The sequence below is a fragment of the Hyunsoonleella sp. J2K-J805 genome (assembly GCF_057167125.1).
The window spans coordinates 420,549-434,812 of record NZ_CM169901.1 but is presented as its reverse complement, the minus strand read 5'-3'; the positions used below and the strand labels follow the sequence as shown (position 1 = coordinate 434,812).

Sequence of the window (14,264 nt, the reverse complement as noted above, 5' to 3'; positions counted from 1 at the left end):
ATAATTGCTTGGTTCTTGCCTACTCGGAAAATCCTGCGGATTTTCCTCTGGTTCGTTCCATTTTTAGTAAGTTAGTTGCTTAATCACGCAACTATCCTTACACAAACCGTTGTAAAACATTTGAGAGAAACATTGAAACATATAATTTTAATAATGGGAATACTATCTTTTTTCGGAGCAAATAGTCAGAACAACAAAAAGGAAAATTATGAAAATCTGACTTCTGAATTAAAAGAACAGTTTAGAAAGGAACTTCAAAGAGATTCGGAAAAAGAATTTAACCCAGAATTTATCCGAACCACAAATTTGGAAAACGAAATCATAAATAAATATGGTTTTGACGGAATCAAACTTGTTTTTGAATCAAGAAATAGTTCAAATTTTCACGAACTCGGAGAATTACCAGAAGACTGTCCTTGGAAAAACTTAAATGACAAAACAATTGCGGAATTCATAACCGAAAACTTTAAACCAATTTCCAAGAAAATTCCAAATTTGATATCTTCATTAAAAGAACGTTGTAAATTCATTTTCGCAGAGAAAAAAGAAAACACTTGGCATTTACATTACTTGCTGAATATGAAGCTTTATGATGATAGAGATTATTTCAAAATTTATACAGGAGGAGCACCACTCTTAAATGCAGAACCAAATAAAAATTTAAAAACCTTTAATTGGAACGTTCCTAATGACTTGAAAACTTTCTATAAAATACATAACGGATTTGGAGAAATATATGACGCTTATTTTGTTATGGCTAATGACGATATAAAAGTAATGGCAGAAATGATGAATCCAATTTGTAAAGAACAAAATGTACAACCCGAAGGTTATTCGTTTAATGACTTACTTGAGTTCTATCCAGATGGAGCTGGAAATGCCCAATGCTTTTATAAAAATAATGGAAATTCGACTGTAGATTGGGACCACGAAGTTTGGGAAATTTCTGGAGAAATCGGATTTTTTGAGTTTATTAACGAACGAATGTCTGAAATAGACGAGGAATAAAAAACGTTTTACAACAATGGCTATAAGTAATTGCTTGTTCTCGCTTACTTCTGAAAATCCTCACGGATTTTCAGTTTGGTGTGTACTTGCAAAGTTTAGTGCTAAACCACGCAACTACTCATAGCCGAGACCGTTGTGGTTAATATCCAAACTAGACGCAAATGAACTTAAAAAATGACTGAATAATATGAACGAAAACGTTAAATGGACATATTTCCCATTCATTTTTTTATCTAAAATCTACATCAAATTCTATCGTGGAAAAAAGGACTTTTGGATTATTTTTCCATCCCTTATTTTGAGTCTAATCGTTAGTCTGAATATTTATGTTCTCGTAAATCTAATATCTGACATAAATATTTACTGGATAATCGGACTTTACTTCTTACTCTATTTTGTCTTCTTTTTTATTTTTCATCAAAAATTTCCGAATTATGAACTAGTTGAAAAAATTAAACTGAATAAAGCCGAAAACATAATTACTCTGATTGTTATTTTATCGGTAATAACTATATCCTTTGTAATCTTGAATATGTTAAGAAATCAAAACATCTGAATTGAAAAACCGAATGGAAAAACGAAAAAAATACTAACCACAACACCGTATATAATTTATTGCTAGTTATAGCCCACTTACGAAAATCCTCGCGGATTTTCTATCTAGTTTTTATTTGCTAAATTAGGTGCTTAAACACGCAACAAACCATATACAAACACGTTGGCAAACATTTAACAGAAAACAGAAATTTTATTTAACATTTTAATCTTAATAATTATGAAAACTAAAAATTTACTATTTATGACTTTGTTTCTATTTATAGGAACGACAATGAACTCTTTTGCTCAATGCACAAACTGTATAGACTCATCTAATACCATCACAAACAATGGTAATAGCACTTTTACAGCTACTAATGCTCAGGCATATTTTTGGGAAATTGAAAATTGTGATGGGAATGCATCAATACTCGGCTCGAATACTAACCAAACTGTAACTGTGAATTGTAACATCACTGGTAGTGTTAAAGTCAAGGTTACACGCTTTTTAAATGGAAATTGTATAGAAGCCTGTGAAGTTTTCAATTGCCCTAACCCTAACTCTTGCGGTGTTGAAATCGGTGGAATTGGTGAGTTAAACTTATTAGGAGATGGTAATTTAGTGTTTATTGCAAATACAACTGTTTCAAGTGGCTGGAATATTCAAAATATTAATTTCCAACTAACATATGAGAATGGTACTGTTACAAATTATAATGGTTTTGTAGGAGCTGCTGGTGTCCCACAAACGTCTACAATATTCGTTGATTGCGATAATAAAGTTGTTTCTGCAACTGTTACTATTACAGCAAGTAATGGAACAACTACTTGCAGTGATACTAGAACTCATAGATTCCGAGGTGGTGTTTGTGGTACCGAAGGCTATTTTTCTGGTCTGAAAGTATATCCAAATCCTACCAAATCTAAAGTCATTTTTGAAGGTTTAAGTAAAAATAGTAAGCATACAATTAGAATTTTAAATTCTAAAGGAGAACTATTGCTTACTTCTAAAAACTCTATAAGAGAAATTGATTTAAGTAAACAAAAACCAGGAATATATTTTTATTATGTTTCTGATGAAAAAGGAAATATAAAAACGGGCAAAATAATTCTAAAAAAATAATAACGTTTGCCAACAAAGTATATAAAAAATAGCAGTTAAGTGTAAACTAAAAAGTTTGTACTTTTCTGCTATTTTAATTTTTAAACTGAAAATAATAGCATCTTTATTCTGCTACTTTTCATATACAAAACCGTTAGCAGTAAATTGAAAAAAATGAAAAAATCAATATTAATAGTAAGCGTAATCTTATTGAGCTCTTCTCAGATGTTTTCTCAAGAAATCAATAATGATGATTATAAAGCGATTCTGAAGAATAATGAAAATTGGAACCTATCATATAACAATCGAGATACTCTTACTTTTTTTAGCCTATTCAACGATAAAGTAACCTGGATTTCTGGAGGAGGAAAATGGTATGGGAAAGAAAATTTAATAGCCAAAATGAAACGTCAATATGAAAGAAGACCTGACATTTTTTGGAATAACAAAATAGAAAAAATAGAAGTGAATGAGAATTGGCCAGTAGCATACGAAACTGGCGTTTGGACTGAAAATTGGACTGAGAAAGGAGATTCTAAAAAATCTGAGATTATTGGTAAGTATTTTATGATGTACAAAAAGAAAAATGGCAATTGGTTAATTGACTCAGTAATTTTTACACCTGTAAGTTGTACTGGAAGTTATTGTGAAAAATAATCTACTGCTAACAATGGCTATAAGTAATTGCTTGTTCTCGCCTACTTCTGAAAATCCTTGCGGATTTTCAGTTTGGTGCGTACTTGCAAAGTTAAGTGCAAACCCACGCAACTACTCATAGCCGAGACCGTTGTGCATAATTTGAGAAATGAACAGAGGTATTTACATACAGATAATAGAAAATGAAGAATTTCAAGACAGAATATTTTGGAATGAATCCTCTGATGTTTATACTTTTCTACGAAATCACACCCTGAAAATTGAACATAAATTTGACACGAAATTCAATTCTTTCTCTGATAATGAAATCCCAATGGACGGAATAAAAATGTTAGCAAATGGAATTAAAAACGATTTGAATTTTCTAATTGGAGAATATGACAAAAAACCAATTGTAAATGGACTGAATTCGGTTGATGCTGAATACAATGGAAAACGTATGAAATTATACTACAAAGCTTCAAAATTGCATTTAATGATTTTGAATTTAGTAAGATTTCTAAAGAAATTGGAATCCGTAATTGAAAAGAATAAAAAAGTTTATGTGTGCGGAAATGCTTATTTCAATGACACTATGTTAGAGACTTTAATGAAAATCAGAGCCGAATTCAAAACAAATGGAATAGTAAGCGTTGATGAAATTCAAGAAGCTGAATTGAAAATATTGATTAAAGACAAAAGTCTGATAAAATCAGGCCCAAACTATAGATTAACACGCAAAGGTCTGATAATAGATATTGCGGAATAAAAACTATGCACAACAATGGTAACCGTTGCACAACCCCCTAACAAAACTCCGAATAATTTATAAGCCACTGATTTAAAGCCTGTTTTGATTTTGCGCGTTCTGATTTTTATCTAAAATACGGGTTGCTTAAAACCAATAATATAGCGTCTTATTTGGCGATTTATACTACTTACTAAAACACCTACAACTCCTGCTATACTTTTGGGGCTGGTTTTAATATATTTTAAATATTTCTTTAAATTATATGCTACTGCTGATAGGTGCATGCATTTGTTGGCCTGTTCTAATCCTAAAGTATTTACTTTTCGCATGCCTAAAAACTGAGTGAGCGTTCCAAAAACAGGCTCTACCGTGCTTTGCCGCTTGCCTTTCATATAACGCCCTTTTTTACTGTTCACCCGGGCTATGTTACGCTCGTATTCCGGTCGGTAATAGGTAATGGTGAACTTCTTCTCTTGTGCCGATTTTCCTAAGCACGCACTGCGCAGGGGGCAGTCTATGCAAACCTTCTTTGACGCTCGATATTCCTTCTTTTTTGTGCTATTCTTCTTCTCATAAAATACCTTGGTAAATGGAATTATTTTTCCTTGTGGACAGATATAACAGTCTTCTTGTTCGTTATAAACAAAATCATCAGGACCACCTTTATATGTGCCATGTGGCGGAATGTAACTCTCAATATTTTGGCGTTCCAAAAACGCATAGTTCTCGCCGCTACTATAGCCCGTATCGGCTACACAGGTATCCATCTTCAAGCCAGATTGCCATAAACGCCTTTGAACCCTAATGACAATGTCCGATAATTGCTGACTGTCCTTACCGTCTGCATGGTACGCCTTAATATCGCTTATAACATGGTGTGCCGTATCTACAGTAAGTTGGCTTTGGTAATTTAGCTTTCTTGCTTTGCCTGGTTTTACACTGATTCTCGCATCGGGGTCGGTAGGGCTGTAATGCGTTTTGTTACTCGTGTAACGACTCCCTTTATTGCCCGATCCTGGACGATGGTTCTGTTCGGTGGACCATTTTTTGTTTCTACTGCGTAGCGCCTGTAGCTCTGATGAACTGGCTGATAGTGTTTGTTGTGATTGGGCTGCCTTATTGGTCTTGGAGCGCCTGATGACAGCTTCTTTATCTCTATGACTAATGTGGCGCACCTGCAGTAAGTGGGAGGCCAAATCTTCTTCCGGTACTTTCAGCTCCAGACTGTCCATGGAAGCATTGGCCTTTACAGGGGCAGAATCTATAACCTGCGTATGACCGCTGACCATACCGCCTGAAACACAAAGCTTAAAAACATGTGCAAAGAGATGCTCAAAAACCGATGCTGGATAAAGTTGGCGGGTTCTACTTATAGTCGAGTGCCAAGGTAGTTCTTCATCGATATCATAGCCTAAAAAGTATAGGATATCTAATCGCATACTACAATGAGAAACTAGCTTGTGGTCGCTGATAATGTTCTCCAGATAGCCCACCAAACATAGCTTAAAAAATACAACGGGGTCCAAACTCTTTTGTCCGCATCTACCATAATAAATCTCAGTCGCTTTGCGGAGAAAATCTAAATCTAAAATACCCGATAATCTGCGGTAAAAATTGTCTTTGGGAATCCGACTGCTCAACTGGAAAGTGTTGAACAGTTTTTCTTGATAAATCTTGTTGCCTTGCATATGTTAATATACGAAATTTCTGTATATTTAACAAGGCGTTGTGCAACAGGCACAATGGCTATAAGTAATTGCTTGTTCTCGCCTACTTTGGAAATTCCTGCGGAATTTCCAACTTGGTGTGCACTTGCAAAGTTAAGTGCTAACCCACGCAACTACTCATAGCCTAGACCGTTGTAGTGCATTAGCCCACACACACTACATCGCTTTTTTTAGGCTTAAAGGCTTTATTTGAACCACCTACCAAATACTTAAAACCATTATCAAGTGTAATTTCAACAACACCAACCATAGAGTTTCCTATAAACTCTACTTTTTTAGATACACCTTTTATTTTTTCACCGTCTTTTAAGTAAGGTGTTTCAATTAATTTCCCAAGCCACCAATCTTCATAAGTCTTTTGGTGCTTAGCTTCTAATTCTAAACCGCCTTGTGTCCTATTGCTTCCGTTACGTTCCGCCATCGCTCAATAACGCACTACAACAATGTATAACAGCAATAGCGGTTGTAGTGCTTGGTTATAACACTATTGCTTTTAATTAATATTTGGTTTAACTCAATCATTTGTGCTTTCTAATCCGCTACTGCGGTTATACTAAACGTTACCTGCAATAAGAACTAAATGACAGACATTACATTTCAAATAGAGAATTATGTAAATTCACAAAACCAAAATATTTGGAATGAACTAAAAAATGAATACTCTTTTCAATTGATTTTTGACCCAACCGAATATTCTTGGAAAGGAAAAGCTGAAAATGGAACTGCTACGATTATAACACCTACGGAAGAAATAGAATTCCATTCTTTTACTCACGAACTTTTACACATCTATTTAGACTATCTTGGAATTTCAACACTTGAGGAACTAATTTATGGAATAACAGGAGAACATTCTTTTGAAGTCTTAATTGAAAATAGCTTGACCCCAATTTTGTACAACTTCTGTTCTCACAAGAAAATGTACCCTTTCTATAAAGAAATGGGATTTTCGGAATACTTGTTTGTTCAAGAAAGAATAAGCTTTGGGAACTACAACATTTTTGAAATAAAACTACTTTTTACTTTTAAAAAATGGAGAAAAAAAGCCGTTAATCAATTTATAGGACAAACTTTGTCTTTAATGAATGTGGTTGTTGAGGAAGATAAAGTAAAGTGCGAAAAATATTTAAAAAAATTACAAAAAATAAAACCAGAGTTATATAAGATAATATCAGATTTTGACAAGGAATGGACTGAATCAACAAATTTAGATTTAGCGACAATCTTTCTCAATTTTGAAAACGAATTGAACGAATGGCTAATAAAAAATAAAATTACTGCAGGTAACAACGTATAAAATTAATTGCTTGGTGCGAGCCTACTTACGAAAATCCTCGCGGATTTTCTATTCGGTTTGTATTTGCTAAATTAGGTGCTTAAACCACGCAACTAATCTTATACAACAACGTTATGCCCAATTAGACAAAAATATGAAACAACAGTTATCAATATTAGTTTTCTTGCTCACAATTACCATATGCAAATCACAAGAAACAAAAGAAGTCAAAAACTCAATCGGAGAGAAAAACGAAATTTATAATGTTCTAATATCCGACCCAGAAATTAAACAAGGAAAATATCAATTGACTTGGAACTGGAAATATTACAATTCGATAGCCGAAGAAGGAAATTTTGAGAACAACCAAAAGGTAGATATTTGGAAAGAATACTATCGTTTTCGTGGAAAATATGATGAAAACGATATGCGAATAAAATATTTATCGACCTATAAAAACGACAAAAGAAATGGACTTTTTGTAGAATTCAGTTATGATAAAGATACTATACAAGTAGGCAGTTACGCAGAAAACAAAAAAACTGGAATTTGGAAAAGATACGAAAATGGAGAACTTGTTGAACACTATGATTATTCCGCAAATAAAAACCTAATCAAAACTGAAGATATTCAGCAACAGAAAGTAGACGTTCTGCCTAAAATCATTGATGGAGATTTGAACTCTTTTCTAATTGATAATCTAAATCCAGTAAATCATAAGAACAAGAAAAATTTACTTGGAGAGGTAGAAATTACAATGCTAATAACCAAAGAAGGAGTTGCCAAGGATATTGAGATTTCTGGAGCAGACTATCCCGAATTAGAAAACGAATTTAAAAATGCTTTAACCAAATCAAGCGGAAATTGGGAGCCAGCCTTGAGAAACGGAGATAAAGTCGATGTGAAAATTATAATTCCAATTAAGTTCCTAATAGAATGGAAAAAGAAGAAATTCCGAGTTGGAATGAACGCTGGAAATATGAAACAAACTTAATAATAACTGGGCATAACAATGGCTATAAGTAATTGCTAGTTCTCGCCTACTTCTGAAAATCCCCCCGGATTTTCAGTTTGGTGTGTACTTGCTAAGTTTAACGCTAACCCACGCAACTACTCATAGCCAAAGCCGTTGGGCACAATTTGAAAAATGACAATAACTGACATAAAAAATTCAATAGTAGAAATTTTAGGTTTTGAATTGACTTCAGAATCTGATGACTCATTTACTTTTAATGTAATTGGAGACAAAACTGCTATTCTTGAGAAAAAAGAAATTGAATCTATTTTAAGAAAACTCAAAAAGTACAAATCTAATGAGGATGTTGAACTTTTTAATGATAAAAATTATGAGGTTTTAGTCAGAAATGACAATCGATTTATGCCAAGTCGAGAGCTAAAGCGAACAGATAATGTTAACAAAATAACATACTGTATTAATAAACCAACGAATGAATATTTGGTTTTTTTCTTGTTTAACTTATACAAAAGAAACGCACCAAATTTTTTGAGAAGTGGAATTATGGGACATCGTTTGAGGAGAATTTATTCAGCAAATGATGGACAAACGGAACTTTTTGAAAAACCGATACTAGAAATTATTAAAGAGATAATACCTAGATTAGAAACTATCCAAATTTCAACAAAAACCCAAACTGACCTAAAGACTTTTGACAATCTTCTTTATGCGTTCATTTTCAATTTAGGCTATAATTTAGATTTTACAATAATGCCACTACGTTTTATGGACGAATTTATTCAACCTTTCAGAATAGGAAGAATAAGACGTTCAAGAACAGGCGATGTGGAAGCACCCAAAAGAATTTACTCAAATGAATTAATTCTTCATTACCAAAAAGGTGTATCCTCTGAAAGCATAGACCATCAATACCTTTCATTTTATCACGTTCTTGAACATTTTTATGAAAAAATATACAACGATGATATTTTAGGAAGAGTGAAAAATGAACTAACAAAACCTAATTTCTCTTATAAAAGAACACGAGACTTGACAAACCTAATAGGTTTAATTCAATCTAGATTGAAATACAAAAATGAAGAGTTTCAAATAAACGAGCAAGAAGCACTAGAACTAACGCTACGAAAGTTTATTCCAGAAACTAATGAACTGAAAGAGGCAATCGAGAATGTCAGTCCTGAATTATTAGAATATTACAAAACAACTGAAGTACCTTTTTCAAAAGGTAATAGAGTAAATTTCAATTCTGACAATGAAGACGAGATTTATAAAAATCTGTCAAAAAGAGTTTATTATACAAGAAATTCAATCGTTCACAGCAAAGAGGCTCAAAAAGTAAAATTTACACCATTCAAAGATGACAAAGACTTACTAACTGAAATTTACTTAATGAGATTAATTGCTGAATTCGTAATATTGAATGACTCTAATGAACTATAAAAAACTGTGCCCAACAATGGTAACCGTTGCACAACCCCCTAACAAAACTCCGAATAATTTATAAGCCACTGATTTAAAGCCTGTTTTGATTTTGCGCGTTCTGATTTTTATCTAAAATACGGGTTGCTTAAAACCAATAATATAGCGTCTTATTTGGCGATTTATACTACTTACTAAAACACCTACAACTCCTGCTATACTTTTGGGGCTGGTTTTAATATATTTTAAATATTTCTTTAAATTATATGCTACTGCTGATAGGTGCATGCATTTGTTGGCCTGTTCTAATCCTAAAGTATTTACTTTTCGCATGCCTAAAAACTGAGTGAGCGTTCCAAAAACAGGCTCTACCGTGCTTTGCCGCTTGCCTTTCATATAACGCCCTTTTTTACTGTTCACCCGGGCTATGTTACGCTCGTATTCCGGTCGGTAATAGGTAATGGTGAACTTCTTCTCTTGTGCCGATTTTCCTAAGCACGCACTGCGCAGGGGGCAGTCTATGCAAACCTTCTTTGACGCTCGATATTCCTTCTTTTTTGTGCTATTCTTCTTCTCATAAAATACCTTGGTAAATGGAATTATTTTTCCTTGTGGACAGATATAACAGTCTTCTTGTTCGTTATAAACAAAATCATCAGGACCACCTTTATATGTGCCATGTGGCGGAATGTAACTCTCAATATTTTGGCGTTCCAAAAACGCATAGTTCTCGCCGCTACTATAGCCCGTATCGGCTACACAGGTATCCATCTTCAAGCCAGATTGCCATAAACGCCTTTGAACCCTAATGACAATGTCCGATAATTGCTGACTGTCCTTACCGTCTGCATGGTACGCCTTAATATCGCTTATAACATGGTGTGCCGTATCTACAGTAAGTTGGCTTTGGTAATTTAGCTTTCTTGCTTTGCCTGGTTTTACACTGATTCTCGCATCGGGGTCGGTAGGGCTGTAATGCGTTTTGTTACTCGTGTAACGACTCCCTTTATTGCCCGATCCTGGACGATGGTTCTGTTCGGTGGACCATTTTTTGTTTCTACTGCGTAGCGCCTGTAGCTCTGATGAACTGGCTGATAGTGTTTGTTGTGATTGGGCTGCCTTATTGGTCTTGGAGCGCCTGATGACAGCTTCTTTATCTCTATGACTAATGTGGCGCACCTGCAGTAAGTGGGAGGCCAAATCTTCTTCCGGTACTTTCAGCTCCAGACTGTCCATGGAAGCATTGGCCTTTACAGGGGCAGAATCTATAACCTGCGTATGACCGCTGACCATACCGCCTGAAACACAAAGCTTAAAAACATGTGCAAAGAGATGCTCAAAAACCGATGCTGGATAAAGTTGGCGGGTTCTACTTATAGTCGAGTGCCAAGGTAGTTCTTCATCGATATCATAGCCTAAAAAGTATAGGATATCTAATCGCATACTACAATGAGAAACTAGCTTGTGGTCGCTGATAATGTTCTCCAGATAGCCCACCAAACATAGCTTAAAAAATACAACGGGGTCCAAACTCTTTTGTCCGCATCTACCATAATAAATCTCAGTCGCTTTGCGGAGAAAATCTAAATCTAAAATACCCGATAATCTGCGGTAAAAATTGTCTTTGGGAATCCGACTGCTCAACTGGAAAGTGTTGAACAGTTTTTCTTGATAAATCTTGTTGCCTTGCATATGTTAATATACGAAATTTCTGTATATTTAACAAGGCGTTGTGCAACAGGCACAATGGCTATAAGTAATTGCTTGTTCTCGCCTACTTCTGAAAATCCTCGCGGATTTTCAGTTTGGTGTGTACTTGCAAAGTTAAGTTCTAAACCACGCAACTACTCATAGCCGAGACCGTTGCCTGTAATACGTGAAAATCCGTTTTCCAAATTAAAAACAGTTTTAAATTTTGAATTTGTTACCTTTTTAGGTAACTTTGTTTTGAATTTAACGACTAATTAATTGAGCGAGTTTAAAAGAGAAATAGGATTTTACGAAAACCACTTTAAGGACTTCTATTTAAAACAGTCGCTCGTTGTTCGCAAGAAAATAGATTGGACTCTTTTACTTTTGAGAAATACTCGAATTGTTCCAGAGAAATTTCTAAAAAATCTTACGAATACTGACGGACTTTGGGAAGTGCGAATTTCAGCAGGAAATGGAATATTTCGAATTTTCTGCTTTTTCGACAAAGGGAATTTGATAATCCTATTGAGCGGATTTCAAAAGAAAACGCAAAAAACACCAAAGAAAGAAATTAAAAAAGCGGAACGATTAAAAAAGGAATATTATGAAAACAGATAAAAGAATTACATCCTTTGATGACCATTTAGACGAACAGTATGGGAAAATTGGGACTGAATCCCGTGATAAATTCCAAGAAGAATTTGAGACATTCAGAATTGGAGTTTTAATTCAAGAGGCAAGAAAAAAGCAACAATTAACGCAACAACAGCTTGCCGAAAAAGTTGGAACAACTAAGAACTATATTTCTCGAATTGAGAATAATGCGAGTGATATCAGACTGTCGACTTTGATGCGGATAATTCGAGAAGGATTAGGCGGAAGCCTGAAATTATCAATGGATATTTAAGAATCGTAAAAGTACTACAGGCAACAATGGCTATAAACAATTGCTATTACAGGCATATCCTGAAAATTCCTGCGGAATTTTCAGCTTATCGTGTACTTGCAAAAGTCCGTGTTAAACCACGCAACTGTTCATAGCCTGAACCGTTAGCACCAATATGACCAAACAACAATGGGATTAAAATTTAGAAGAAGACAAAAATTATTTCCGGGTTTCTATGTAAACTTTAGTGCGAGCGGAATTAGCACTACTTTGGGAATTAAAGGATTTAATGTTAACCTTAATAAGGACGGAGCTTATTTGAACACTGGAATTCCCGGAACTGGAATCTATGACAGGAAAAAAATTACTGACTGGGATTCGAAAAAACAAAAATCCGTAGACTTTCCCCCAGAAACACAGCAAACCGAAAACTATTTCCTTCCAGAAAATTTGAGAGGAGAAATAAAAAGTAAAAATGCTTCAGAAGTTACTACACAGGGTTTATTGGAATTGAAAGAAACATTAGTTGCTGCTAACAAAGAAATGGTTGCAATTAAAAAAGAGATTTCACAACTTGAAAAAAAGGTTAAAAATTCAAATACTTTAAGAATAATTTCAAAAGTATTTTTAATTGGTTTTTTAATTAAATGGTTCGATAACGATTATCTTGAGAAAAAGGAATATCTAGTCAATTTAAAAAAACAAGTTACAGAATGCCATATTGATATAGAAATTGATATGGACAGAGTTCTCGATGAAAAATATTTGAAACTAAAAATTGCATTTGACAATTTATTAAATTCTTCCATCATTTGGGATATGACTAACGCAGTTCCAAATGATGACAATCGGTCTTCTGCTAACAGAAGCATAGAACGTAAGCCAACAAAAATAAGCTATCAGAAAATACCATTTTTAAATTCGGTTTATGAGGCTATGTGTTTTCAAAATCAAAATGGCAGTAATATTTACATTTATCCAGGTTTTGCTGCGCTATTTGATAACAAGGAAAATTTTGGACTCATTGAAATTGACGAATTAAATTTAACCTTTGAATCAATGAACTTTCTCGAAACTGAAAAAATACCAAAGGACAGTAAAATAGTTGGAGAAACTTGGGCAAAAGTAAACAAAGACGGAACACCTGACAGAAGATTTAAAGATAATTATAAGATTCCAATAGCACGATATGGAGAATTGACTTTCAAAAGTAATACTGGAGTTTTTGAAGTTTTTCTTTTCAGTAATGAGGAATATTCGGAGGAATTTGCTGAAAGTTATAATAAATATATTGAATAAAATACTGGTGCTAACACCGTATAAAAATAATTGCGGTTTAGTGCTTAATCAAGGGTCGTTGCGTGTTTGTAACGTCTGATTTTCCTTCGGAAAATCCTCGCATACAAACCCGCAACTATTCTTATACATAAACGTTGTGCTTCATTATTCCTCACTCTTACGGAATTAAATAATTATTCTAACTTTAGAGAAATTACAATCAATGATAAAATTCTTTAGAAAAATTCGCCAAAACTTGCTTATTGAAAATAAAACTGGAAAGTATTTTAAATATGCGATTGGTGAAATTGTACTTGTTGTTATCGGAATTTTAATAGCGTTGCAGATTAATAATTGGAACGAAAACCTGAAAAACAAAAAGGAAGAAACTTCTGTACTTAAGGAATTGTTAAGTGATTCCAAAACAAATCTTTTAAGTTTGGAAGAAGATATCTTTTTAAACCAAAGAGCTATTAATTCTAATATGTTGATTAGTGATATTCTTATAAACAAAAGACCTTATAATGATTCTTTGGACATACATTTTGGAAACATTCAATATAACACACAGTTTACCCTTAATACTGGTGGTTATGAAAATCTAAAGTCTCGTGGATTTGAAATAATATCAAACGATTCAATAAGGAAGTCTATTATTAATGTTTATGATAGGTGGTTTGATTTTATTGATGATTTAGGAGATATGAATAACAAAGTAAGTTTAGAGCAATTTAATCCTAGTTATAAATTTTATTTTAAAAATTTTAAACGTGATTTCGAAGCATTATATGTCTCATTTAAACCTCAAGATTATGAAAAACTGATTCAAAATAATGAATTCATAAAACTGATTAGAGAACAGAAGTATAATAACGAGTATACAATTCAAGCTTTAGACATGGGCATAACTCAAATCAAAGAACTAATAACTCAGTTGGAAACTGAATTAAATAAATAACGAAAGCACAACACCGTG

General features: G+C 33.7%; 14 protein-coding genes. 11 read left to right on the top strand and 3 right to left on the bottom strand.

Going from position 1 to position 14,264, the window contains the following annotated elements; translation table 11 throughout:
• The first annotated feature begins 153 nt into the window (after positions 1-153).
• The 4 genes from AC1B0Z_RS01965 (at position 154) to AC1B0Z_RS01950 (ending at position 4,052) form a co-directional block, all read left to right on the top strand.
• Positions 154-1,008, top strand: coding sequence for an SMI1/KNR4 family protein (locus AC1B0Z_RS01965; RefSeq protein WP_483793867.1), 855 nt, complete (start codon positions 154-156; stop codon positions 1,006-1,008).
• Positions 1,009-1,783: 775 nt separating this feature from the next.
• The gene (locus AC1B0Z_RS01960; protein WP_483793866.1) at positions 1,784-2,668 is read left to right on the top strand and encodes a T9SS type A sorting domain-containing protein; all 885 of its coding nucleotides are present in this window, start codon (positions 1,784-1,786) and stop codon (positions 2,666-2,668) included.
• A 153-nt stretch (positions 2,669-2,821) separates the two neighbouring features.
• Complete coding sequence (locus tag AC1B0Z_RS01955) at positions 2,822-3,304, top strand: YybH family protein (RefSeq protein ID WP_483793865.1); 483 nt, start codon at positions 2,822-2,824, stop codon at positions 3,302-3,304.
• A gap of 148 nt (positions 3,305-3,452) precedes the next feature.
• A complete protein-coding gene (locus AC1B0Z_RS01950; protein WP_483793864.1) occupies positions 3,453-4,052 on the top strand; it encodes a hypothetical protein in 600 nt (199 codons plus the stop codon).
• Between the two features lie 110 nt (positions 4,053-4,162).
• Here AC1B0Z_RS01950 and AC1B0Z_RS01945 read toward each other — a convergent pair whose 3' ends face one another.
• Together AC1B0Z_RS01945 and AC1B0Z_RS01940 are read right to left on the bottom strand one after the other, a co-directional pair.
• Positions 4,163-5,722, bottom strand: coding sequence for an IS1182 family transposase (locus AC1B0Z_RS01945; protein WP_483792090.1), 1,560 nt, complete (start codon positions 5,720-5,722; stop codon positions 4,163-4,165).
• A gap of 181 nt (positions 5,723-5,903) precedes the next feature.
• Positions 5,904-6,182, bottom strand: a complete 279-nt coding sequence (locus AC1B0Z_RS01940) for a hypothetical protein (RefSeq protein ID WP_483793863.1) — start codon at positions 6,180-6,182, stop codon at positions 5,904-5,906.
• A gap of 159 nt (positions 6,183-6,341) precedes the next feature.
• Between AC1B0Z_RS01940 and AC1B0Z_RS01935 the strand changes: the two genes are divergently transcribed.
• From AC1B0Z_RS01935 to AC1B0Z_RS01925, 3 genes are all read left to right on the top strand, one after another.
• Positions 6,342-7,058, top strand: a complete 717-nt coding sequence (locus AC1B0Z_RS01935; RefSeq protein ID WP_483793862.1) for a hypothetical protein — start codon at positions 6,342-6,344, stop codon at positions 7,056-7,058.
• A 133-nt stretch (positions 7,059-7,191) separates the two neighbouring features.
• Positions 7,192-8,031 carry an energy transducer TonB gene (locus AC1B0Z_RS01930; protein WP_483793861.1) on the top strand — a complete coding sequence of 280 codons (840 nt, stop codon included), beginning with the start codon at positions 7,192-7,194 and terminating at the stop codon, positions 8,029-8,031.
• Between the two features lie 153 nt (positions 8,032-8,184).
• The gene (locus AC1B0Z_RS01925) at positions 8,185-9,453 is read left to right on the top strand and encodes a hypothetical protein (RefSeq protein ID WP_483793860.1); all 1,269 of its coding nucleotides are present in this window, start codon (positions 8,185-8,187) and stop codon (positions 9,451-9,453) included.
• A 111-nt stretch (positions 9,454-9,564) separates the two neighbouring features.
• Here the strand turns inward: AC1B0Z_RS01925 and AC1B0Z_RS01920 are convergent, their stop codons facing one another.
• The gene (locus AC1B0Z_RS01920; RefSeq protein WP_483792090.1) at positions 9,565-11,124 is read right to left on the bottom strand and encodes an IS1182 family transposase; all 1,560 of its coding nucleotides are present in this window, start codon (positions 11,122-11,124) and stop codon (positions 9,565-9,567) included.
• Between the two features lie 276 nt (positions 11,125-11,400).
• Here AC1B0Z_RS01920 and AC1B0Z_RS01915 point away from each other — a divergent pair, with 276 nt between their 5' ends.
• From AC1B0Z_RS01915 to AC1B0Z_RS01900, 4 genes are all read left to right on the top strand, one after another.
• Positions 11,401-11,742 (top strand): type II toxin-antitoxin system RelE/ParE family toxin, encoded by a 342-nt coding sequence (locus AC1B0Z_RS01915; RefSeq protein ID WP_279450110.1) that lies wholly within the window; start codon positions 11,401-11,403, stop codon positions 11,740-11,742.
• Positions 11,729-12,031, top strand: coding sequence for a helix-turn-helix domain-containing protein (locus AC1B0Z_RS01910; protein WP_483793793.1), 303 nt, complete (start codon positions 11,729-11,731; stop codon positions 12,029-12,031). The genes AC1B0Z_RS01915 and AC1B0Z_RS01910 overlap by 14 nt, the downstream gene beginning before the upstream one ends.
• Positions 12,032-12,199: 168 nt before the next feature.
• Positions 12,200-13,309 (top strand): DUF4236 domain-containing protein, encoded by a 1,110-nt coding sequence (locus AC1B0Z_RS01905; protein ID WP_483793859.1) that lies wholly within the window; start codon positions 12,200-12,202, stop codon positions 13,307-13,309.
• Between the two features lie 202 nt (positions 13,310-13,511).
• Positions 13,512-14,246 carry a DUF6090 family protein gene (locus AC1B0Z_RS01900; protein ID WP_483793858.1) on the top strand — a complete coding sequence of 245 codons (735 nt, stop codon included), beginning with the start codon at positions 13,512-13,514 and terminating at the stop codon, positions 14,244-14,246.
• Positions 14,247-14,264: the final 18 nt, after the last annotated feature.